The sequence below is a fragment of the Pseudosporangium ferrugineum genome (assembly GCF_003002065.1).
Lineage (GTDB): Bacteria > Actinomycetota > Actinomycetes > Mycobacteriales > Micromonosporaceae > Actinoplanes > Actinoplanes ferrugineus_A.
Genome location: NZ_PVZG01000023.1, coordinates 67,712 through 90,175, shown reverse-complemented (window position 1 = coordinate 90,175; position 22,464 = coordinate 67,712). Strand labels below are relative to the sequence as shown.

General features: G+C 70.2%; 19 protein-coding genes. 2 read left to right on the top strand and 17 right to left on the bottom strand.

What is annotated here, in order from left to right:
• The first annotated feature begins 185 nt into the window (after positions 1-185).
• Positions 186-878: an MIP/aquaporin family protein gene (locus CLV70_RS33130; RefSeq protein WP_106130582.1), complete on the top strand. Its 693-nt coding sequence runs from the start codon at positions 186-188 to the stop codon at positions 876-878.
• Between the two features lie 100 nt (positions 879-978).
• Positions 979-3,267 (top strand): catalase/peroxidase HPI, encoded by a 2,289-nt coding sequence (katG, locus tag CLV70_RS33125; protein ID WP_106130568.1) that lies wholly within the window; start codon positions 979-981, stop codon positions 3,265-3,267.
• Between the two features lie 161 nt (positions 3,268-3,428).
• Here katG and CLV70_RS33120 read toward each other — a convergent pair whose 3' ends face one another.
• From CLV70_RS33120 to CLV70_RS33040, 17 genes are all read right to left on the bottom strand, one after another.
• Entirely contained in the window at positions 3,429-6,527 is a 3,099-nt protein-coding gene (locus tag CLV70_RS33120) for an EAL domain-containing protein (RefSeq protein WP_158277878.1), read from the bottom strand.
• Positions 6,528-6,628: 101 nt separating this feature from the next.
• The gene (locus CLV70_RS33115; RefSeq protein WP_211303991.1) at positions 6,629-7,186 is read right to left on the bottom strand and encodes a TetR/AcrR family transcriptional regulator; all 558 of its coding nucleotides are present in this window, start codon (positions 7,184-7,186) and stop codon (positions 6,629-6,631) included.
• Positions 7,183-7,749 carry a TetR/AcrR family transcriptional regulator gene (locus CLV70_RS33110; RefSeq protein ID WP_106130565.1) on the bottom strand — a complete coding sequence of 189 codons (567 nt, stop codon included), beginning with the start codon at positions 7,747-7,749 and terminating at the stop codon, positions 7,183-7,185. Before CLV70_RS33110 ends, CLV70_RS33115 begins: the two co-directional genes overlap by 4 nt.
• Positions 7,749-9,425: a purine-cytosine permease family protein gene (locus CLV70_RS33105; RefSeq protein WP_211303990.1), complete on the bottom strand. Its 1,677-nt coding sequence runs from the start codon at positions 9,423-9,425 to the stop codon at positions 7,749-7,751. The genes CLV70_RS33110 and CLV70_RS33105 overlap by 1 nt, the downstream gene beginning before the upstream one ends.
• Before the next feature lie 56 nt (positions 9,426-9,481).
• Complete coding sequence (locus tag CLV70_RS33100) at positions 9,482-10,165, bottom strand: ATP-binding cassette domain-containing protein (RefSeq protein WP_106130564.1); 684 nt, start codon at positions 10,163-10,165, stop codon at positions 9,482-9,484.
• Entirely contained in the window at positions 10,165-10,968 is an 804-nt protein-coding gene (gene urtD / locus CLV70_RS33095) for an urea ABC transporter ATP-binding protein UrtD (RefSeq protein ID WP_106130563.1), read from the bottom strand. The genes CLV70_RS33100 and urtD overlap by 1 nt, the downstream gene beginning before the upstream one ends.
• Complete coding sequence (urtC, locus tag CLV70_RS33090) at positions 10,965-12,059, bottom strand: urea ABC transporter permease subunit UrtC (RefSeq protein WP_106130562.1); 1,095 nt, start codon at positions 12,057-12,059, stop codon at positions 10,965-10,967. The genes urtD and urtC overlap by 4 nt, the downstream gene beginning before the upstream one ends.
• The gene (gene urtB, locus CLV70_RS33085) at positions 12,056-12,940 is read right to left on the bottom strand and encodes an urea ABC transporter permease subunit UrtB (protein WP_106130561.1); all 885 of its coding nucleotides are present in this window, start codon (positions 12,938-12,940) and stop codon (positions 12,056-12,058) included. The genes urtC and urtB overlap by 4 nt, the downstream gene beginning before the upstream one ends.
• 6 nt (positions 12,941-12,946) lie before the next feature.
• Entirely contained in the window at positions 12,947-14,254 is a 1,308-nt protein-coding gene (gene urtA / locus CLV70_RS33080) for an urea ABC transporter substrate-binding protein (protein ID WP_211303989.1), read from the bottom strand.
• 268 nt (positions 14,255-14,522) lie between these two features.
• Positions 14,523-14,999: a hypothetical protein gene (locus CLV70_RS33075; protein ID WP_106130560.1), complete on the bottom strand. Its 477-nt coding sequence runs from the start codon at positions 14,997-14,999 to the stop codon at positions 14,523-14,525.
• 7 nt (positions 15,000-15,006) lie between these two features.
• The gene (locus CLV70_RS33070) at positions 15,007-15,975 is read right to left on the bottom strand and encodes an alpha/beta hydrolase family protein (RefSeq protein WP_106130559.1); all 969 of its coding nucleotides are present in this window, start codon (positions 15,973-15,975) and stop codon (positions 15,007-15,009) included.
• A gap of 100 nt (positions 15,976-16,075) precedes the next feature.
• A complete protein-coding gene (locus CLV70_RS33065; protein ID WP_106130558.1) occupies positions 16,076-16,633 on the bottom strand; it encodes a TetR/AcrR family transcriptional regulator in 558 nt (185 codons plus the stop codon).
• A gap of 173 nt (positions 16,634-16,806) precedes the next feature.
• On the bottom strand, positions 16,807-17,409 hold the full coding sequence (locus CLV70_RS33060; RefSeq protein ID WP_106130557.1) for a TetR/AcrR family transcriptional regulator: 603 nt from the start codon (positions 17,407-17,409) through the stop codon (positions 16,807-16,809).
• A gap of 22 nt (positions 17,410-17,431) precedes the next feature.
• Positions 17,432-18,109: an ABC transporter ATP-binding protein gene (locus CLV70_RS33055; protein ID WP_106130556.1), complete on the bottom strand. Its 678-nt coding sequence runs from the start codon at positions 18,107-18,109 to the stop codon at positions 17,432-17,434.
• Positions 18,106-19,230, bottom strand: coding sequence for an ABC transporter permease (locus CLV70_RS33050; RefSeq protein WP_106130555.1), 1,125 nt, complete (start codon positions 19,228-19,230; stop codon positions 18,106-18,108). The genes CLV70_RS33055 and CLV70_RS33050 overlap by 4 nt, the downstream gene beginning before the upstream one ends.
• Before the next feature lie 76 nt (positions 19,231-19,306).
• Complete coding sequence (locus CLV70_RS33045; protein ID WP_106130554.1) at positions 19,307-19,984, bottom strand: response regulator; 678 nt, start codon at positions 19,982-19,984, stop codon at positions 19,307-19,309.
• Positions 19,981-22,464 (bottom strand): sensor histidine kinase, encoded by a 2,484-nt coding sequence (locus CLV70_RS33040; protein WP_106130553.1) that lies wholly within the window; start codon positions 22,462-22,464, stop codon positions 19,981-19,983. Before CLV70_RS33040 ends, CLV70_RS33045 begins: the two co-directional genes overlap by 4 nt.

The window sequence follows — 22,464 nt, the reverse complement described above, 5'->3', positions numbered from 1 at the left end:
TGGACGGATGAGCCGGCGACGCGCATCAGGCGTCAGAGGTTTGTAAGATTCTCCGCCGTCGATACCGGTTAGGTTCAATTCGTGCCCCGGAAACGGGGAAAAACCTCCAAGTCGGATATGAGGCGCGGGCCGGGGTGCCGATGGTCGTGCACCTTTCCCTGCGCCTCCCTGGGGTGGGAGAAACGATGCGGAAGTTCCTGGCCGAGTTCGTCGGCACCTTCTTCCTGGTGCTGACGGTCGGTATCGCGGTGATCAAGATGAGCGCGCTCGCACCGCTGGCCATCGGCGGTGTGCTGACCGTGATGGTCTACGCCGCTGGGCATGTCTCCGGCGCGCACTTCAACCCGGCGGTGACGCTCGCGGCCCTGGTCCGTGGGGTGATCTCGCGTGTCGACGCGGCCGGGTATGTGGTGGCTCAGGCGGCCGCGGGTGTCCTCGCTGCCCTCGCTGCCGGATGGATCACGCACCCGGCGCCGATCTCGACGTTGACTCTCTCCGGCCGTGCGATCGGGGTGGCGCTGCTGGCCGAATGCCTATTCACATTCGCGCTCGCCTATGTGGTCCTCAACGTGGCTACCAGTCGGGACCACCCCGACAATTCGTTCTACGGGCTTGCCATCGGCGGGACGGTAATGGCCGGCGCAGCGACCGTCGGCGGCATATCCGGCGGCGTCTTCAACCCGGCGGTAGCGCTCGGAGGCGCCGTTCTGGGGCTGTTCGCCTGGTCCAGCATCTGGGTCTACCTCATTGCCGCGCTGGTGGGCGGCTCCGCGGCCGGCGCCCTGTTCCTGGCGCTCAATCCCGGTGATCGGCCGAACGCGCGGCTGGATGCAGGGCACCAGGGCGTCACGAACGATCCCGCCCCCGCCAACGTCTGACCGAATTCTGATCGCCGCCCGCTCCACGCACGGATCCCACGACCCGTCCTGGCGGCGTGGACCGGCGACTCCGCAGAGCGGCAACCCGGGAAGGGAACCGATGTCCGAGAACCACGACCCCATCGTCCATGACGCCACCGAGGGAAGCGCCTCCGTACCGTCGCAGGGGCACGAGCCGATCGATCACGACGCGCGGGAGGGTGCCACGTCGCAGTGCCCGGTCGCGCACGGCCGCGCGCCGGAGCCTGTCCGGGGCGGCGGCAACCGCAGCTGGTGGCCGGACACGCTGAACCTGAGGATCCTGGCCAAGAATCCCGCGGTGGCCAATCCACTCGGTGCCGCTTTCGACTACGCGGCGGCGTTCAAGGCCCTCGACCTGCCGGCCGTCAAGGCGGACATCGAGCAGGTCCTGACCACCTCGCAGGACTGGTGGCCGGCCGACTACGGCCACTACGGCCCGTTCATGGTCCGGATGGCGTGGCACAGCGCCGGCACCTACCGGATCAGCGACGGACGCGGTGGCGCCGGGGCCGGGCAGCAGCGTTTCGCGCCGCTCAACAGCTGGCCGGACAACGCCAACCTCGACAAGGCCCGCCGCCTGCTCTGGCCGGTCAAGAAGAAGTACGGTCAGAGCCTGTCGTGGGCCGACCTGATGATCCTGGCCGGTAACGTGGCGCTCGAGTCCATGGGCCTGCAAACCTTCGGCTTCGCCGGCGGGCGCCCGGACGTGTGGGAGCCGGACGAGGACGTCTACTGGGGCCCCGAGACCAGCTGGCTGGGCGACGAGCGCTACACCGGCGACCGGGATCTCGAGAACCCGCTCGCAGCGGTGCAGATGGGTCTCATCTACGTCAACCCGGAGGGGCCCAACGGCAACCCGGATCCGGTCGGCGCGGCCCGCGACATCCGCGAGACCTTCAGCCGGATGGCGATGAACGACGAGGAAACGGTCGCCCTCATCGCCGGCGGTCACACCTTCGGCAAGACCCACGGCGCCGGACCGGCCGACAACGTCGGCCTCGAGCCCGAGGCCGCTCCGCTCGAGGAGCAGGGCCTGGGCTGGAAGAACGCCTATCGCACCGGCAAGGGTGCCGACACCATCACCAGCGGCCTCGAGGGCGCTTGGACGAACACCCCGACGACCTGGGACAACAGCTTCTTCGAAATCCTGCTGGGACACGAGTGGGAGCTCAGCAAGAGCCCCGCGGGCGCGAACCAGTGGAAGCCGAAGGACGGCGCCGCGGCGGGCACCGTCCCGGACGCCCACGACCCCGCCAAGACGCACGCGCCGACCATGCTGACGACCGACCTGGCGTTGCGCGTCGACCCGATCTACGAGCCGATCTCCCGGCGGTTCAGGGACGACCCGGCAGAGTTCGCGGACGCGTTCGCCCGCGCCTGGTTCAAACTGACCCACCGCGACATGGGGCCGCTCGCCCGCTACCTCGGCCCCGAGGTCCCGTCCGAGGTGTTGATCTGGCAGGACCCGCTCCCCGCGGTCGACCACCCGCTGATCGACGCCGCCGACGCCGCGACCCTCAAGGCCCAGATCCTCGCGTCCGGCCTGACTGTCCCGCAACTGGTCTCGACCGCCTGGGCGTCGGCGTCGACGTTCCGCGGCAGCGACAAGCGCGGCGGCGCCAACGGGGCCCGCATCCGCCTGCAGCCGCAGAACTCGTGGGAGGTCAACGATCCCGATCAACTGAACAGCATTCTGCGTACGCTCGAGGGCCTCCGGACATCCTTCAACGCGACCGCGACCGGCGGCCGGAAGGTCTCGCTCGCCGACCTGATCGTCCTCGCGGGCAACGCGGGCGTCGAGAAGGCGGCGGCCGTCGCCGGCCACGCCGTCGAGGTGCCCTTCACCCCGGGCCGCACCGACGCGTCCCAGGAGCAGACCGACGTCGAGTCGTTCGCCCCGCTCGAGCCGACCGCCGACGGGTTCCGCAACTACCTGGGCAAGGGCCATCGCCTGCCGGCCGAGTTCCTGCTCGTCGACCGGGCGAACCTGCTCACCCTCAGCGCGCCCGAGATGACCGTCCTGATCGGCGGCCTGAGGGTCCTCGGTGCGAACCACCGGCAGTCCCCGGAGGGCGTGCTCACCCATGCTCCCGGGACACTGACCAACGACTTCTTCGTCAACCTGCTCGACCCGGGCACGATGTGGACGCGGACCGCCGACGACGGAACCGCTTTCGAGGGCCGCGACCCGGCCACCGGTGAGGTCAAGTGGGTCGGCAGCCGGGTCGACCTGCTCTTCGGCTCGAACTCGGAGCTGCGTGCACTGGCCGAGGTGTACGCGAGCGACGACGCCGGGGCGAAGTTCGCCGCCGACTTCGTCGCCGCCTGGGCCAAGGTCATGGAACTCGATCGGTACGACCTGGACTGACCCGTGGGTCCGGGCCGGCCCGCCGAAGGGACGGCCCGGACCTGTGAGCGCCACGCTGTACGCCGTCCGATGGGCCGCGGCACCAGGGCCAGGTGAATCGGTTCCGGTTCCGGGTGGAAATCTGAGTCTCCGGAGGCGCGTAGCACCTCGGCGGAAATGGATCAGCCCGACGCCTGCTCGTCCGGCCGATCGATCGCGCCGGGGATCGCGACCCCCGGCGCCAGGAGCTTCGCGAACTCGTCGGCCGGCACGGCGCGCGAGAACAGGTAGCCCTGGCCGTGAGGGCATCCGAGCCCGCGGACGAAATCGAGTTGCTCGTCCGTTTCGATGCCCTCGGCGATGACGTCGAGGTTGAGGTTGAGGCCCATGGTGACGATCGTGCGGACCAGTTCCTTGCCGCGCGAGCTGGTCGTGATGCGCGAGATGAACGACCGGTCGACCTTGAAGGCGTCGATGGTCAGATCGTGCAGGGCCTCGAGGGAGGAGAAGCCGGTGCCGAAGTCGTCGATGTGGACCTGCACGCCCAGCGTTCTCAGGCCGCTGAGCATGGAGGAGGCGACCTTGACGTCGTCCATGATGACGCCCTCGGTGATTTCGACGGCGAGGCGGTCGGGGCTCAGGCCGTAGACGCGCAGGGTTTCGTCGACGTCCTCGATCAGCGTGCTCTGCCAGAACTGCCGGTTGGAGACGTTGATGCTCATCCTGAACGGGCGGGCGTCGCCGCGGTGCAGACCCCAACGGTGCATCTGCCGGCAGGATCCGTCGAGCACCCACGTGCCGATGCCGAGGCTGAGGCCCGACTCCTCGGCGACGCCGAGGAACTCGTTCGGCGGCACCAGTCCGCGGGTGGGGTGTCGCCAGCGGATCAGGGCCTCGGCGCCGATGACGGTCAGCGTTCGGAGGTCGACGATGGGCTGGTAGAAGAGGACGAGTTGGCGGTGCTGCAGCGCCTTGCGAAGGTCGCCCTCGATGGTGAGGCGGTCGGTGGCGGCGCGGTGCATGACGGGGTCGAAGATGGCGTGTGACCGCTTGCCGTGGGTCTTGGCCTGGTACATGGCGACGTCGGCATCGCGCACGATCGCTTCGGTGTCGTCGTACTCGGTCCCTCCGACCGTGATGCCGATGCTGGCCGAGACGACCACCTCGGTGTCGCCCAGACGGTGCGGTTGTGACAGGTCACGCTGGAGACGTTCGGCGACGGTGACCGGAGTGTTGTCGTCGATCTCCTCGAGCAGGATGGCGAATTCGTCGCCGCCGAAGCGGGCGGCGGTGTCGACGGAGCGCAGCGTCGTGGTCAGCCTGGTGGCCACCTGCTGGAGGAGCTGATCGCCGGCGTGGTGGCCGAGGCTGTCGTTGACGATCTTGAAGCCGTCCAGGTCGAGCATCAGGACGGCGTACCGGTAGTCGCTGCGTCGGTTCGCGCGGGCCATCGCGGCGGTGAGCCGGGTGCGGAAGTACGCCCGGTTCGGCAGCCCGGTGAGTTCGTCGTACAGCGCGGCGCGACGCAGGTGTTCCTCCTGCTCGCGCATCATCTTCAGCAGCGCCTCGTGTTCGAGGGCCACGCTGAGCAGGGCCGCCCACTGGTTCATCGTTTCGCGGCCCTCGCGGACGTAGGCCTGGATCCGCGCCACGACGGCCAGCATGCCCCAATCACCCGTGCCGACCTTCAGGTGAGCGATGTAGACCATGTGGTCGGCGGCGACATCGGCCAGCGACACCAGTTCCGCGGGCGGGAAGGCGGTGATCGGCACCAGTTCGTGCGGGCTGCCCGTGCCGCCGTCCTCGCGGTCGAAACGTCCGACAACGGTCAACGAGGCCCGTTCGCCGGAGACCGGCTCCTGTTCCGGCCATAGCCCCAGGCAGCCCGCTCGTACGTCGGTGACCTGGAGCCAGCCCAGGGATCGTGGGTCCTTCTCCTGGCTGCGCAGCAACTGGAGGCTGACCGAATACTGCGTGCTCAGGCTGCTCATCATCGACTTCGTGTGGACGGAGAGCTGGATGACCTGGGCCTGGGCCAGCAGCAGGAAGATCTCCTGCAGGCACACCTCCATCCGGCGGGTGACATCGAAATCCTTGTCCAGTCCCGCGCCGGACTGCAACTGCCATGCGTGTCGCCGGATCACGCGCACGACCGCGGCGAGACCCTCGCCGTCCTGGAGCATCTCGGCGAGCGGGACCAGGCTCGGGCGCAGGTCTCGATCGCCCGGCCGGCCGGTCCCCGCCAGGGCGCACCTCAGCGCGTCGTCGATCGCGGCCGCCGAGCCCCCGACATCGCCCCCGTGTGTCAGGTAACGGATTCCCGCGGGCTGGGACTCCAGCAGGGCCAGCAGGCTCGACGCCGAGTCCGGGGCGATGCCGGCGATGTCGGCCGCCCCGAACGCCTTGATCGCGGTACGCACCACGCCGGCGCACCCGCACGACTCGCGAACGGTCAACGCGGTCGGCAACACGTGCTTCCCGGACGGGACCTCCTCGCCGCCGCGCATGCGGATCAGCAACCGCACGGCGCGCGCGCCGATGTCCTCCAACGGCTGCCGCACGCTCGTCAGGCTGGGGATCATGCTGGCCCCGGCCTCGTTGTCGTCGAATCCGATCACCGCGAGGCGGTCCGGCAGGTCGATCCCGGCGTTCGTCAGCGCCTGGATCAGGCCGATGGCGTTACGGTCGTTGCCGGCCAGCACCGCGGTCGCCGGCATTCCCCGCTCGAGCATCATCCGCGCGGCGCGCTCCCCACTCGCCTCCTGCATGTCGTCCACGACGAACAACAGCTCCGGGTCCGCCGCCAGGCCGTTGTCGGCCATCGTCTTCTGGTACGCCTGGATGCGCTCGTGGACGTCCGTGTTTCCCGGGAAGCCGACGAACCCGACCCGGGTGTGACCATGGTCGATGAGGTGCTGGATCGCCGCGCGGGTGCCGGCGAAGTTGTCGGGCACCACGACCGGGCAATCGAAGCCGGCCGGAACGTTACTGATCACGACGACGGGGCGTCCGCTGTCCCGGGCCGCCCGCAGGTAGTCGGTGCTCACGCCGTTCAGGACGACGACGAAGCCACCCACGTGGTCCCAGGCCACGTGGTGCGGGAAGGGGGGCGGTTCGGGGAAGTCCTGCTCGATGGTCCCGGCGTCGACCGTCTGGATCGCTATCATCTTGCCGCCGGCGATCGTCAGTTCCCTGGCCATCCCGGCCATCAGCTCACCGAAGTACGGCCCGCCGAAGGCGGTGGACAGGACGCCGACGTTGATCGTCTCCGCCTTGCTCACCATCCCTCCGCCCTGCCTCGCCGCCGGAAACGCGATCAATCAGGGCGAGGCTACTGGAGAATATCGGCCCGGTCGGCCGCACATCCCGAAATTCTCCTAGGCTACGGGGAGACGCGGTCGCGGATGCTGTCCAGCACCGCCTCCGCCGCCCACGCCGCGGCGTCGGCGATGTCCCGCCGGTCCATGCCGAACTCGCGGCGGTACGTCACCCACGTCCCGACGGAGTCGAGGTGTGACAACGCCGCGATGACCGCTCTGCGATGTGCCGGGTCCAGCGACGGCACCTCGGCGTCGAGCAGGCGCTCCAGCTGGGCCCGCCCCGGGGAGGGCGCCGCGCCGCTGACCCCGCGCATTGCTGTCTCCGCGACGACGTGGGCGAGTTCCGGGCGTTCGTCGTACCGATGCATCGCGTCTCGGATGGCGAGAGGGATGTCGAAGATCGAGTGGGATTCCTCGCGGGCGAAGATCGTTGCCTCGATCCAGGCCGCGGTGGCCAGCAGCAGGTCGACGCGGGTGGGGTAGTTGCGGAACACCGTGCGCTCGGCGATTCCCGCGCGGCGGGCGATGACGCGGTTCGACACGTCGTCGCTGCCCAATTCCTCGATCAGTTCCGCGTACGCGGCGAGGATCGCCACCTGGGTGCCGGTCGGGGACGTCACCTCGGCGCCCAGGTCGCCTCGGGGAGCCGGGCCAGCACGGTGTCCACGGCGCGGTCGAAGGCGTCGCAGATGTCGGCGGCGTCCAGGTCGAAGCCGGTACGGAGGCGGGCCCAGAACATCGCCGACGAGAAGTAGCGCAGGGAGGCCGCTACCCGTCGCCGGTCCCGCCGGTTGAGCGTCGGCGCCGCCACGTCCAGCATCGCCTCGATCGCCCGCGTGATGTAGGCCGGCTCGATGTCGAGCGTCGGCGAGATCGCGGACGCGCGGGCGCCGACGTACGCGTACGCGGGCGAGGCGTCGAAGGCCCGGAAGCGCTCGTGCACGGCGGCGCGGAAATCGGACACGGTCACGAACGGCGGCAGCGGGAAGCGGGTCTGCTCGATCCAGTTCGAGAGGGCGGCGAGCAGGTGGGCGCGCGTGGGGTACTGGCGGTAGATCGTGCGCTCCGAGATGCCGACCTCGTCGGCGAGGGCACGGTAGGAGATGTCGTCGAACGTACGCTCGCGCAGCAGCACCGCGGCGCTCGCGAGAATCGCGGTCGGGGTGTCGACCTGTTCCTCCATCACCTCCCCCTTCCTCGGGTGGCAGCCCGGCGTGCGGGCCTGGCGACGTCCGGCGGGAGCACGTAGCGATCGGAATCGTCGAGCGTGAGCGCCAGCGACGAGACGTACTGCACCTCGCCGCGCGGGCCTCTCTCGGCGGAGGCCAGCATATCCGGCCGTTCGAACGTGTAGCCCGTGACGTGGCAGCGGAGCCGCTCGCCGGACGGGTTGCCGTGCTCGTCGAACCGGGGGGAGGCGATGCCGTCGGAGTAGCGACGCAGGTAGTAGCGCCCCCGGGTGACGAGGGCCGTGACCGGCGTGGCCACGAAAGCGACGCCGATCGCGATGAGCACCGAGAACGGTTTGACGGCGGCGCCGAGGAAGCCGGCGAACGCGAGCAGCGACAGCACCGAGGCGAGGCCCACCGACACGAGGCCCACTGGGTTCCAGTCGTGCAGCATGCCGCGGCGGAACTCGGGGAAGCGCGGCGAGATGCGCAGCAGCCACTTGTTGATCGCGATGTCGGTGGCGATCGTGACCAGCCACGCCATGACGACGTTCGCGTAGAGGCTCAGCACGAACGAGATGAGGGTGAAGACGTCCATCATCATGAGCGAGTAGGCGATCACGAGGTTGAACAGCACGAAGATCGTACGGCCCGGGTAGTGCTTCGCCACCCGCGTGAAGACGTTCGACCAGGCGAGGGAGCCCGAGTACGCGTTCGTCACGTTGATCTTGACCTGGGCGACCACGATGAGCACCAGGGCGAGGACGATCGCGAGCCAGTCGGGGATGAGGGTCCGGTACATCTCGACGAACTGTTTGACCGGTTCGGTGGCCTGGTGGCCGAGGCCGGGGTCGACCCGGACGAGCAGGTAGACGGCGAGGAACACCCCGATCACCTGCTTGGTGCCGCTGAAGACGACCCAGCCCGGGCCGGCGAACGCGAACGACGTCCACCACGAGCGGGCGTTCGACGGCGTACGCGGCGGCATGGCGCGGAGGTAGTCGATCTGCTCCGCCAGCTGCGGGGTGAGGGCGAAGCACACGGCCGCACTCGAGACCACGGCGCCGAAACTGATCGAGCCGTCGGAGTTGCCGGTGAACGACGTGAAGGCGCGGACCGCCTGGGGGTCGGAGACGACGATCCACAGCAGCGGCAACAGGGCGAGGGCGAGCCACAGCGGCGTGGTCCAGAACTGGAGGCGCTCCAGCGCCCGCATGCCGTAGATGACGATCGGGATCACGACGACGGTCGAGATGAGATACCCGGCCCACAGCGGCATCCCCGTCGCCAGCCGCAGCCCCTGCGCCATGATGGCGCCCTCCAGGGCGAAGAAGATGCAGGTGAAGCCCGCGAAGATCACGGTCGTGATGATGGAGCCGTAGTAGCCGAATCCGGAGCCACGGGCGATGAGGTCGAGGTCGAGGTTGTAGCGGGCGGCGTAGTAGGCCACGGGCACGCCGACGATGAGGATGATGACCGACGCGAAGAGGATGCCGAGCACGGCGTTGGGGGTGCCGTGGTCGATGCCGATGCTGGCGCCGATCGAGAAGTCGGCGAGGAACGCGATGGACCCGAGGGCGGTCGCACCGACGGAGGCCGCGCTCCAGCGCCGGAACGTGCGCGGCACGTAGCGGAAGGCGTAGTCCTCCAGACTGTCCTCCGCGGCCGCGCGCGCGTTGTCGGTCGACACAAGGCATGTTCGCTGTCCGCTGTTACGACGGCATTGCGGACGTGGGTCATGGCGCCTCAGATCGCCATGGCGGCTCGCACGGTGGCGGCTGCCGCCGAACCACCCTCGCCGTTCTGGGTGACGAAGCCGGAGGCGAGCACGACGTAGCGCTCGGCGGCCTCGAGGGCGAAGCCGATGTGCTGCTCGACCAGCAGCACATGGATGCCCTCGCCGGCCAGTTGCACGATGGTCTGCTCGATCTCGGCGACGATCGTGGGCTGGATGCCCTCGGTCGGCTCGTCGAGGATGAGCAGCCTCGGCTCGGTGATGAGGGCCCGGGCGATCGCGAGCTGCTGACGCTGGCCGCCCGAGAGCAGGCCCGCCTTCCGGGCGGCGAACTTCTCCAGCGCGGGGAAGCGGGCCAGCTGCGCGTCGATGAGAGCCCTGCCGCGCCGGCGTCCGCCGGCGACGAGCTGGAGATTCTCCAGCGTCGTGAGCTGGCCGAACGACTGCTGGCCCTGCGGGACGTACGCCATGCCGCGGGCAACCCGCTTGTTGGGGGGTAGCGACGAGACGTCCTCGCCGTCGAACAGCACCCGGCCCTTCGCCGGCTTGATGAGGCCGATCGCGAGGCGTAGCAGGGTCGTCTTGCCGGCGCCGTTGTGGCCCAGCACGGCCACCACCTTGCCGGCCGGCACCGTCACGCCGTGCAGCACCCGCGTACGCCCGTAACCGGCCTCGACATCGGTGAGCTCGAGCATCAGTCCTCCGTCAGCTTCTGCATCGCGGCCACCGGTTCGGGCACGGCCGACATGGCGGCCGTGGTGGCCGCGCCCGCGGTGCCGAGGTAGACCTCCTGCACCCTGGGATCGGCCTGAACCTCGGCCACCGCGCCCTGGGAGAGCACCTTGCCCTGGTGCAGCACCGTCACGCGGGTGGCGAAGCGGCGCATGAAATCCATGTCGTGCTCGACGACGAGCACGGTGCGCTTCGGCGCGATGCGTTGCAGCAGCTCGCCGGTCGCGGTGCGCTCGTCGTGGCTCATGCCGGCGACGGGCTCGTCGAGGAGGAGCACCTTCGCGTCCTGCACGAGCAGCATCGCGATCTCCAGCCACTGCTTCTGGCCGTGCGACAGGATGCCGGCCGGCGTGGCGAGCTCGCCGGCGAGGCCGGTCTCCTCCAGCGCCCGCTCGATCGACGGGTCGACCCCGCGCCGGGCCCGCAACAGCGAGACCGGGGAGCGGCGGAGCCCCGCGGCGATGTCGAGGTTCTGCAGCACGGTCAGCTCGTCGAAGACGCTCGCGGTCTGGAACGTGCGGCCGACCCCGAGGCGGACGATCTTGTGCACCTGCTTGCCGAGCAGCTCCGTCCCGCCGAGCTTCGCCGACCCGGTGCCCCTGGTCAGCCCCGTGATCGCGTCGATGCAGGTCGTCTTGCCGGCGCCGTTCGGGCCGATGAGGAACCGGACCTCGCCGGGGTGCGCGTCGAAGGAGACGCCGCCGACCGCGACGAAGCCCGAGAACTCGACGCGGAGGTCCGTGACCACGAGCGGAGCGCCGGTCATGACCGCACCTCTTCCAGCTCTGCCGCGGCGATCGCCGGGGCGGGCGGTGGCTCGGGTCTCCGGCGCATCGCGGCGAATCTGGCCGGCAGCGACGACAACCCGTGGGGCAGGAAGAGGATGACGACGACGAACAGCAGACCGAGGATGTACGTCCAGCCTTCCGGCCAGGTCGAGCCGAGGCTCGACTGTCCCCAGCCGACCGCCATCGCGCCGAGCGCGGGGCCGAAGAGCGAGGCACGGCCGCCGAAGGCGACGCCGGCGATCATGAGGATCGAGGCGGCGGCGCCGATCTCGGCCGGGGTGATGATGCCGACGAGAGGTACGAACATCGCGCCGCCGACGCTCGCCATCAGCGCGGAGACGACGAAGGCGACGAGCTTGACGTTGGCCGGGTCGTAACCGAGGAAGCGTACGCGCTCCTCGGCGTCCCGGGCGGCGACGAGGAGCTCACCGAAGCGGCTGCGGTAGAGCTGCCGCACCGCGAGCAGGCACCCGACGAGCAGCGCGGCGGTGATGGCGTACACCATGACCTTGTTCGCCGGGTCGTTCAGCACGAAGCCGAAGAAGTACTTGAAGTCGCTGAGCCCGGTGTCGCCGCCGGTCTCGCGGATCGTGGAGCTGATCAGGGTGGCCAGCGCGACGGCGAGCGCCTGGGTCAGGATCGCGAAATACGCGCCCTTCACCCGGCGCTTGAACAGCGCGTACCCGAGGATGCCGGCCACGACCACCGGGAGCAGCACGATCGCCACCAGGGTGAACCCCGCGCTGCGGAACGGCTCCCAGAAGGCCGGGAGCGGCGCGAGCGGGTCGTAGAGCACCATGAACCCCGGGACCCGGTCGCCGGCGGTCTCCAGCGTGAGGTGCATGGCCATCGAGTACGCGCCGAGCGCGAAGAACACGCCCTGCCCCATCACCAGCATCCCGCCGCGGCCCCACGCGAGGCCGATGCCGACGGCGGCGATGGCCCAGCAGCAGTACTTGCCGAGGTTGTTGAGCCAGTGATCGGAGAGGACGACGGGGGCCACCGCGAGGAGCAGGACGGCGAACACCCCGATGCCGCCGAGGGAGATCCATGGCTTCAGCTTGGTCATGCCAGACTCCTGGTTCGCACCGTGAACAGGCCCTGCGGGCGTACCTGCAGGAAGACGATCACGAGGATGAAAGCGAGCACCTGCGCCAGGCTGCCGGTCGTCCAGTAGGCGAAGCACGAGAGGGCGACGCCGACCGCCCACGCGGCGATGATGGTGCCCTTGAGCTGGCCGATGCCGCCGGCGGCGACGACGAGGAACGCCGGGATGATGTACTGCGCGCCCATCTGGGAGTTCGTGCCGCCGATGAGCGACGCGGCCACACCGGCGATCCCGGCCAGGCCCGATCCGACGAAGAAGGTGAGCCGGTCGATGGAGCGGGTGGAGATCCCGGTGGTCTCGGCGAGGTCCCGATTGTGTACGGTCGCCCGGATGCGGCGGCCGAACGAGGTGTACTTGAGCCAGGCCGACAGCGCGGTGACGCAGACGGCCGCGAGCGCGATGGTGAACACCTGCCGCAGCGGCCATCCGTAGCCGAGGACGTTCAGCTGCCCGTCGAGCCAGCCCGGCTTCTCCACCGGGACGCCCTGCGACGGGAAGATCTGCAGTGCCGCCTGTTGCAGGATCAGGCTGACGCCGACCGTGACGAGCAGGGTGTCGAGGGGCCGGCGGTACATCCAGCGGATGATGGTGACCTCCAGCAGGAGGCCGAACAGGCCGGCGCCGGCGAACGCGACCGGCAGCGCGACCGGGATCGACAGGTCGCCGGCGGCGATGACCTGCTGGACGAGGTAGGCGGTGAAGGCGCCGAGCATGAGGAACTCGCCGTGGGCCATGTTGATCACGCCCATCTGGCCGAAGGTGAGGGAGAGGCCCAGCGCGGCGAGCAGGAGCAGCGCACCCTGGGCGCTGCCGTTCAGCAGCTGCGGGATCAGCGCGTCCACGTGCGATCAGCCGGCCGCGTCCACGAGCTGCTTGCGGATGTCCGCCGGGAACCAGCCGTAGCCCTCGAGGTACGGGTCGGGCTCGATGAACTTGCCGGAGGCCCAGACGATGTCGAACTGGTTGCTGGCGTTGATCTGGCCGATGTGGCCCGGCTTGGAGATGTGGTGGTTCTTGCCGTTGAGCGTGACCTTGCCCTCCGGCGCGTCGAACGTGATGGTGTGCGACTTCGCCGCGGCGTTCACCGCGTCGACGTCGAACGAGCCGGCCGCCTCGACCAGGGACTTGTACAGGTACAGCGAGATGTAGGCGGCCTCCATCGGGTCGGAGGTGACGCCGCTGCTGTTGGGGTACGCCTTCCAGCTCTGGATGAACTTCGGGTTGGTCGGGGTCTTCAGGGACTGGAAGTAGTTCCAGGAGGCGTAGTTGCCGGTGACCTCGTGGCCCATGGCCGGCGCCTCCTCCTCGGCGATCGACACCGAGATGATCGGCGTCTTCGCGGGGGTCAGGCCGGCGTCGTAGTACGCCTTGACGAAGCCGACGTTCGACGAGCCGTTGATGGTGTTGAAGATGAAGTCGGGCTTGGCCGCCACGATCTTCGCCACCTGGCTGGTCCAGTCGTCCTTGTCGAGCGGCACGTACTCCTCGCCGACGATCTTGATGCCGAGCTTGGCCGCGTAGAGCTTGATGATCGCGTTCGCGGTGCGGGGGAAGACGTAGTCGCTGCCGGCGAGGAACAGCGTCTTCACGCCCTTGGCGGCGAGGAAGTCCATCGCCGGGATGATCTGCTGGTTGGTGGTCGCGCCGGTGTAGTAGATGTTCGGCGACGATTCGAGGCCCTCGTACTGCACCGGGTAGAAGAAGAGGCCGTTGAGCTTCTCGACGACCGGCTTCACGGCCTTGCGCGAGGACGAGGTCCAGCCGCCGAAGATCGCGGCGACGCAGTCCTGGGTGAGCAGCTTCTCGGTCTTCTCCGCGAAGGTGGGCCAGTCGGTGGCGCCGTCCTCCTGGACGTACTGGATCTTCTTGCCGAGGATGCCGCCGCCGTTGTTGATCTCGTCGGCGGCCATGTGCAGCACGTTCGAGACGGTCTTCTCGGAGATCGCCATGCCACCGGTGAGGGAGTTGAGGAAGCCGAGCTTGACGGTGCCGCCGGAGGTGTCGACGCAGCTGGCTGCCGGTGACGACCCGGCGGCGGCCGGGTCGTCACCGGCCCGGGCGCCGCAGCCGGCCAGCACGAGGGCCAGGGTCATCCCCAGGGCGCCGGTGGTCACGAGCGTGCGTCTGCGCGTGGTGGTGGTGGTGGTGGTGAACATATGCGAACTCCGTGGGGAGAGGGGGCAGGGCGTGAGAGCAGACTGACCCTGCGTCATTGCTCTGACATTTCTCGGATGTTCCAACTCTGTAGCCGCGGGGCCGGACGCGACGTGATCATGCTGGAAGACGGCGGAAAGCCACGGGATTGCGATGTCAAATCTCTGCCAGTGGATGGCGGGGCGAGAAGGCGGTGGCATAGTTCTGACACTCGCTACGCCAAAGCGCCCCGGCCGATGTCTCGGCCGGGGCGCTGCTGTTCGGCGTGCGTCAGCTGGTCGCTTCGGTGCCCGCTCGGGTGAGGAAGATCCATGCCCCGTAGACGCCCCAGAGCAGTCCGAGCAGGGCGCTCGGGGCGTAGAAGCCCAGGCCGTCGCCGCGGCCGGCGAGGCAGAAAGCTCCGCCGAGGGCGATGCCCGCCTCGAAGGCGGTCAGGGCGACGACGAGCACCGGCTGGGCGCGCTTCGACGAACCCGCGCGAGCGGCGGCATCGAGAACCAGCAGGAGGATCGCGCTCGCCGCGGCGGCGCCCAGGAGTTCGATACCGAGCGCCCAGGTCGGCTGGGGGATGACGATCAGCGCCGCCGACACGGTGACGGTCATGAACAGGGTGAGCGCCTGCGCGGCGCGGTTGCGATATTCGCGGGACACCGCGACCACGTCGTAGCGGAAGGCCACGACGATGAACATCAGGCCGGTCAGCCCGGCCGCACTGCCACCGACCGTGCCGGCGAAAGCAGACCACACGGGATGACTACTTCGTCTCGACCGTCCCCCACGGCTCCGCGCCGGCCTCGAGGGCGGCGACGGCGTTCTTCCAGGCCGGATCGTCGGCGTAGAGCTGGCTGCGCAGGTACGCCCAGATCAGGGCGCGCAGGGTCGCGACCCGCTCCGGATTCTCGTCGCTGGTCTCGGCCGCGTCGTAGCCGGAGACGCCGCCGTAGATGTGCTCCGCGTCGAAGATCGTGAGCAGCGTCTTGTTCCCGCCCGGGCTGTGGGTGTAGGCGTCCGAGCGGTAGCTGACCCGGTCGGAGAAGTACAGGTTGAGATCCTTGGTGCCGGCGACCACCAGGCCGGTCCCGGTCATCTGCGAGAAGTCGACGTACTTGAGGATCGGGTAGTTCTCGGCGGCCCACGAGGCCAGGTGCTCGTCGCCGATGCCGGGGGCGCCGATCACGACGCCGGCCTTGATGCGGGCGTCGGACAGATCCTTGTCGCGGTCGTCCTGCGGGTCGAGCATCCGGGCCCCCAGCAGCAGGGACACCGTGTTGCCGCCCAGGGAGTGTCCCACGGCGACGACACTGTCGCGATCGATGCGGCCGGCGAGCAGGGAGACGGCGGCCTCGATGTCGGCCAGGCGGTCGATGATGTGGGAAACGTCCAGGGCCCGGTCGCGCCAGAACAGGGGAGCGTCCGGCAGGCCCGTGTCCCGCAGGCCGAGCGCGACGGCGTCGAGGTGGGTCGGCTGGAGCACCACGAAGCCGTGGGCGGCGAAGAAGGTGGCCAGCGGTTCGTAGCCCAGGTTCGAGGCCAGGAAGTTGCTCGCGCCGTGGCCGTGCGACAGCACCAGCACCGGCAGGTTGTCGCCGGTCGCCGGCCAGGACACCTTGATCTCCAGCGGCGCGGGCCGCCCCGGTATGTCGAGGACGACCGGGCTGTAGGTCACCACGGGCTGGGCCTGGTTGACGGGGATGGTGCCCGCCTCGGTGAATGCGGTACTCATGACTGCTCCAATCGCCTGAGGGGCAGGGCGAACCGTGAAACGGAGACCCTCCCCAGAACGTACTGGGCAGGGTCTCCGTTTCGCAAGCCGCCTCGGTCCGTCAGCGCCGGATGCCCTCGAAGAAGGTCGCGACGATCTCCTGGACATGCTTCTCGTCGCCCGGTATCCGGGCGAGGTGGACGAGCGCGTCGAGGATCTGCCCGATGTCGATCCGGGAACCGCAGTCGCCGGCGGATCGGGCGGCTTCCAGTAGCGGCCGACCCGCCGCGCACATCTTGATCCGGTCTTCTCGAAGGGCCGACGTCTCGATCTCGCCCGCCGCGATCAGCTCCAGCACCACGTCGTTGCGTGCACGCGCGAAGTCGAAGAACAGCTGCAGCCAGCGGAACAGCGCCTCCCCGGCGGATCCCTCCACGGGAACCTCCGCTTCGGCGCAGATCTGGTCCACCCGGTCGGTGAAGATCGCCTCCAGGAGCTCCGCGCGGGTGGGGAAGTTCCGATAAAGGGTGGCCGATCCGACACCGGCACGGCGAGCGATCTCCGCCATCGACACGGACCCCACGGCACTCCCGGCGAAGGCCGATCGCGCGGCCTCGAGAATTCTCTCGCGGTTGCGGCGAGCGTCGATCCTCGTGTACTGCGGCTCAGGTTGCGGCATGAGCACCTAAATCGAGTGAGTCCGGGCTTGCGGCGATTCAGCATACGGGGAGATGCCGGGCGGCGGCTTCGCCGGTGCTGTGCGCCCTCGCCGCCCTCGAGGAGGTCTTCCCGCCGATCGGCAACGGCGGCCCCGCACCGGAAGCCTGGGCCTGGTAGGACGCCCCGCGGTGATCAGGCAGGCCCCTGCTCCGCATCGACCTGGCCGAGGAGGAAGGGGGCCAGGAGTTCACGAACTCGCGCGTCGGTGGCGCTCATGTCCGCGCCGTCCTCGATCATGCGGCTGGCGGTGTAGACGACCGAGCCGATCAAGCTCGCGGTGGCGGCGGGGTCGGGCAGGCCCAGTTGCTCGAGGGCGGCGCAGAGGGGCCGGCTCATCTGCTCGTGCATGAGCTGGGTGCTGGCGTTGGCCTGGTCGCCCGGCACGGACTGGATCAGCGCGGTGGCGAGGGCGTGCTCGCCGGCGGCGACCAGGCGCAGGTTCGCGGCGGCGTACGCCAGCACCTTCTCTCCCGGGGTGCCGGCGGCGTCCATCGCGGCGTTGACCCGGTGCGACCAGTTGGGCAGGACCTCCTGCATCAGCTCGAGCAGCATGTCCCTGCCGGAGGGGAAGTACTCGTACACCGAGGAGCGTGGCAGCCCCGCACGGGTCGCCACGGCCGTGAGGCTCGGCGCCTCGTGCGGGTTCTCCACCAGCAGGGCACGGGCGGCGTCGAGGAGGACCCGGCGCCGTTGTGCGCGGTGCTCGGCGATCGTCGGTGCGTCGATGCGCGGCACGGGCCCTCCTGTCGAGCGTCGCTCAGCCGGCGGACAGCCGCCCGTCGATCATTTCGACCATCCGGTCGCAGTGTTCCAGGACGGCATGGTCGTGGGTCACCATAACGGTAGCGACGCCCGACTCCTTGGTCTCGCGGGCGAGCAGCTGCACCACGTCGTGACTGCGCGCCCGGTCGAGAGCGGCGGTCGGCTCGTCGACCAGCAGCACCGACGGCCTGCCCATCAGCGCGCGGGCGATACCGACCCGCTGGCGCTCGCCGCCGGAGAGCTGGTGCGGCCGGCGGTCGGCCTTGTGCGCCATGCCGACGTCCGCGAGCAGTTCGGCGGGGTCGCGGCCGTCGGCCCGGCGGTTACTGAGCTTGGCGACCAGCCGCAGCTGCTCCAGGGAGGTGAGAGCCGGTATCAGGTTGCCGCTCTGGAACACGAACCCGATGTGGTCGCGCCGGTACGCCGCGCGCTGCTTGACCGACATGCCCGTGAGGTCCCGGCCGTCGACGCCGACCGTTCCCTTCTCCGGAACGGTCAGCGCGCCGGCCACGGCGAGCAGGCTCGACTTGCCCGCGCCGGAGGGGCCGACCACGGCCACGAGTTCGCCCGGCGCGACCGTCAGATTCACGTCGTCCAGCGCGGTGACCATGGCGTCGCCGTCGCCGAGGCGGACGGTCACGCCGGACAGGGCCAGGCCGGTACGGTCGTTCATCGCTGTGCTCCCAGGGCGGTGAGGGGGTCGATGGCCGCGACGCGGACGATGGCGACGGCCGCGCCGGCCAGGCCGAGCACGGCCAGGAGGGCGCCCGCGACGATCACCGCGGGCGCTTCGATGGCGAAGGGCACCGCGCTGCCGCTGATCAGCCCGCCGAGCCCGACGCCGACGGCGATCCCCGCGCCGATCGAGACGCCCAGCACGACCAGCGCCTGCGCCAGCCCGTCGAGCAGGAGGTACCTGCGGGCCGCGCCCATCGCCCGCAGGACGGCGAGCTCGTGCCGGCGGTTGATGGTCCAGACGGTGAAGAACGCGCCGACCACCAGCGCCGAGATGGCGTACAGGAACGCCTGGATGAGTTGCAGCGTCGAGGTCTCGGCGGTGTAGCCGGGCGATGCGCCGTACGCCTCGCTCTTGCCGAAGCTGGTCGTGCCGGCCGCGGCGTCGCCGGCGGCGAGGTCGAGGTTCGCGTTGCCCCGGATGGCGACGGCGGTGGCCTCGGCCGCCGCCGAGGCGCGCAGTTCCTCGCCGGGGCCGACGCCCTGGTGCAGGCGCTGCCAGGCGGCCAGGGGCACGTACGCGACGTCGACGTGGCCGTAGGTGTGCTGGTCCGCGGTCGCGCCGACCACGGTGAACCGGGTGCCGATCCGGTCGATGACGACGGTGTCGCCGACCCGCAGGCCGGCGTCGAGGGCGGTGCGGGACACCACGATGCCGTCCGGGCCGCCCAGCCCGGTTCCCTCGGCGACGCCGGGCTCCAGGAACGAGCCCGGCTCCACGCCGAACATGGCCAGGTCGATCGGGACGTCGCGGCTGCTGCGGGCGTTGACCAGCGTGTTGCCGAAGAGGGTGGCGTCGCGTACCCCCGGCTGCCCGCGCCATCGGTCGAGCTGTTCGCGGTCGACCACGCTGCGGGAGAACGCCGAGTCGAGCTTGGTGTCCCGGTCGAAGGCGAAGGCGGTCACCGGCAACCGCTGAAGCCCGGAGACGCCGTCGTTCACCAGACCCGAGGAGAGCCCGGACAGCAACACCACAAGGACCGCGATCAGGGCGACGACGCTACCCATGAGCGTGAACCGCCAGCGCGCGAAGCGAAGCTCGCGCAGAGCCAGGAACATCCGTCCTCCTACAGTTTTTCGACAGCGCGTCGGAAACTATATCGGCGCCCCGTCGGAAAAATGAAGCGGACCCGGCTCAGGGGCGGAAGCGGTAGCCCATCCCGGGCTCGGTGAGCAGGTGGCGGGGGCGGGCCGGGTCGGCTTCGAGTTTGCGGCGCAGGCGGGCCATGTACTGACGGAGGTAGTTGGTCTCGGTGAGGTACTGGGGTCCCCAGACGTCCTGCAGCAGCGACCGCTGGGTGATCAGTTTCCCGGGGTGCCGCAGGAGGTGTTCGAGCAGCTGCCATTCGGTCGGGGTGAGGTGGACGTCGTCGGCTCCGCCGGTGATGGTGTGGGCGGCGAGGTCGACGGTGTGGGCGCCGATGGTCACCGATGGCGGGGCCTCGGCGGCCGGCCGGGTGCGGCGGGTGACGGCTCGGATGCGGGCGAGCAGTTCGTCGATGCCGAACGGCTTGGTGACGTAGTCGTCGGCGCCGGCGTCGAGTGCGTCGACCTTGTCGCCGCTGTCGGCGCGGCCGGACAGCACGATGATCGGGATCGAGGTCCAGCCGCGCAGGCCGCGGATGACGTCGGTGCCCTCCATGTCCGGCAGGCCGAGGTCGAGCACCACCAGGTCGGGATGGTGGTGGGTGGCGGCCTGGAGGGCGGACGCGCCGTCGGCCGCGGTGTCGACGTCGTACCGGCGGGCCCGTAGGTTGATGCGGAGCGCCCGGAGGATCTGCGGTTCGTCGTCGACGACGAGGATGCGGGTCATCGCGGGGCCGCGGCGGGGAGACGGACGATCATGGTGAGACCTCCTCCGGGCGTTTCCTCGGGGATCAGGTCGCCGCCCATCGCCTCGGTGAGCCCGCGCGACAGCGCCAGGCCGAGCCCCACGCCGGTGTGGTTGTCGCGGTCGCCCAGGCGCTGGAACGGCAGGAAGACCCGGTCCCAGCGGTCCGCGGGGATGCCGGGGCCGTGGTCGATGACGCGGATCTCCACGGATCTTCCCAGGGAACTGGCGGTGATGACGGGTGGATCGCCGGGTGGGCTGTGCCGCAGGGCGTTGGCGGTCAGGTTGACGATCACGCGTTCCAGCAGGCCGGGGTCGGCGTACAGATAGGGCAGGTCTTCGGGGAGGTGCAGCCGCACGGTGTGACCGGCCGGGCCGAGGTCGTCCAGGGCACGGGGCACGATGTCCTCGACGCCGACGTCGATCGGGGTGACGCCGAGCGCGCCGGCCTGCAGGCGGCTCAGGTCGAGCAGGTTCGTGACCAGCCGGATGAGCCGGTCGAGGGATTCGTCGGCGGTTTCGAGCAGCTCGGCGCGGTCATGGTCGTCGAAGTGCACGTCGTCGCTGCGCAGGCTCGCGATCGCGGCCTTGGCCGAGGCCAGGGGCGTACGCAGGTCGTGGCTGACGGCGGCGAGCAGGGCGGTGCGCATCCGGTCGGCCTCGGCCAGGGGTCTGGCGGTGGCGGCTTCGGCGCTGAGCCGTTCCTGCCGCAGCGCGAGGGTGGCCTGGGCGGCGAACGCCTCGACGATGCGCCGGTCGCTGGCTTGCAGGGGCTTTCCCTTGAGCAGAACGACCAGGTCGTCGTCGGTGGTGACCTCCGCGTCGGCCTCGGCGGGCGAGGTGCAGCCCGGATGTCCGGCGCCGGCGACGACGGTGCCCCTGTCGAGCAGGGTGACCGAGTCGAGTCCGAGGGTTTCGCGCAACTGCTCGAGCACGGCCAGCAGGGGGCGCCGGCCGCGCAGCACGCTGCCGGCGACGGTGGCCAGGGTCTGTGCCTCGGCGCCGGCCCGCGCCGCCTGCCGGGTCGTGCGGGCGGCGGTGTCGACGACCCAGCTGACGGCGACCGCCACGATCACGAAGACGGCGAGGGCGAGCAGGTTCTCGCCCTGGGCGATGGTGAACCTTCCGGTCGGCGGGGTGAAGAACCAGTTGAGCATCAGGGATCCGGCGATGGCGGCGAGCAGCGCCGGCCAGAGCCCGCCGACGAGCGCGACGCCGACCACGGCGGCGAGGAACAGCAGGATGTCGGCGGTGAGCGACAGTCCGGACCCGAGCCGCAGCACGGCGGTGAGCAGGGGCAGGCCGAGCAGCACCACCGAGAACCCGGCGAGGCGCCTGGCCCGGGACAGCGCCGCGGGGGCTCGGCGGGCCCGGCGGCCCTTGCCGGCGCGTTCGTGCGTCACCAGGTGCACGTCGATGGGACCCGACAGGGCCGTGGTGGTGACTCCCACGCCGGCGGAGATCAGCTGGGCGAGCCGGCCGCGGCTGGAGGCGCCGAGCACGATCTGAGTGGCGTTCACCGCGCGGGCGAAGTCGAGCAGCGCGCGGGGCACGTCGGTGCCGAGCACCTGGTGGTAGGTGCCGCTCAGGCTCTCCACCAGCACCCGCTGGCGGGCGAGCTCCGCCGGGTCGGCGCCGGCGAGGCCGTCGTGACGAGCGACGTGTACGGCCATCAGGTCGGCACCCTTGCCGCGGTCGGCGATGCGCGCGGCCCGGCGGATCAGCGTGTCGCCCTCGGGCCCGCCGGTCAGCGCGACGACGACGCGTTCCCGGGTCGCCCAGGTGTCCTCGATGCCGTGGTCGGCGCGGTACTTGTCGAGCTGATCGTCGACCTTGCCGGCCAGCCACAGCAGGGCCAGTTCCCGCAGCGCGGTGAGGTTGCCCGTACGGAAGTAGTTGCCGAGCGCGGCGTCGATCCGCTCGGGCGGGTAGACGTTGCCGTGGGCCATCCGGCGGCGCAGCGCCTCCGGCGTCATGTCGACGAGTTCCACCTGCTCGGCGGCGCGGACCACGGCGTCGGGCACGGTTTCGCGCTGCTCGACGCCGGTCACCTGCGCGACGACATCGTTGAGGGACTCCAGGTGCTGCACGTTGACCGTGGTGAGCACGCAGATGCCGGCGTCGAGCAACTCGTGGACGTCCTGCCAGCGTTTGGCGTTGCGGGAGCCCGGCACGTTGGTGTGCGCCAGCTCGTCGACCACGGCGACCTGCGGCCGGCGGGCAAGCAGGGCATCGACGTCCATCTCGGTGAAGGCGGTCCCGCGGTGGTGCAGCGTGCGCCGGGGTTGCACCGGCAGGTCGCCGATCATCGCGGCGGTGTGCCGGCGGCCGTGCGTCTCCACCAGCCCGACCACGACGTCGGTGCCGCGCTCGGCGCGGCGGTGGGCCTCCTCGAGCATGCTGTACGTCTTGCCGACGCCCGGGGCGGCCCCGAGGTAGATCCGCAGTTCGCCGCGTGCCAT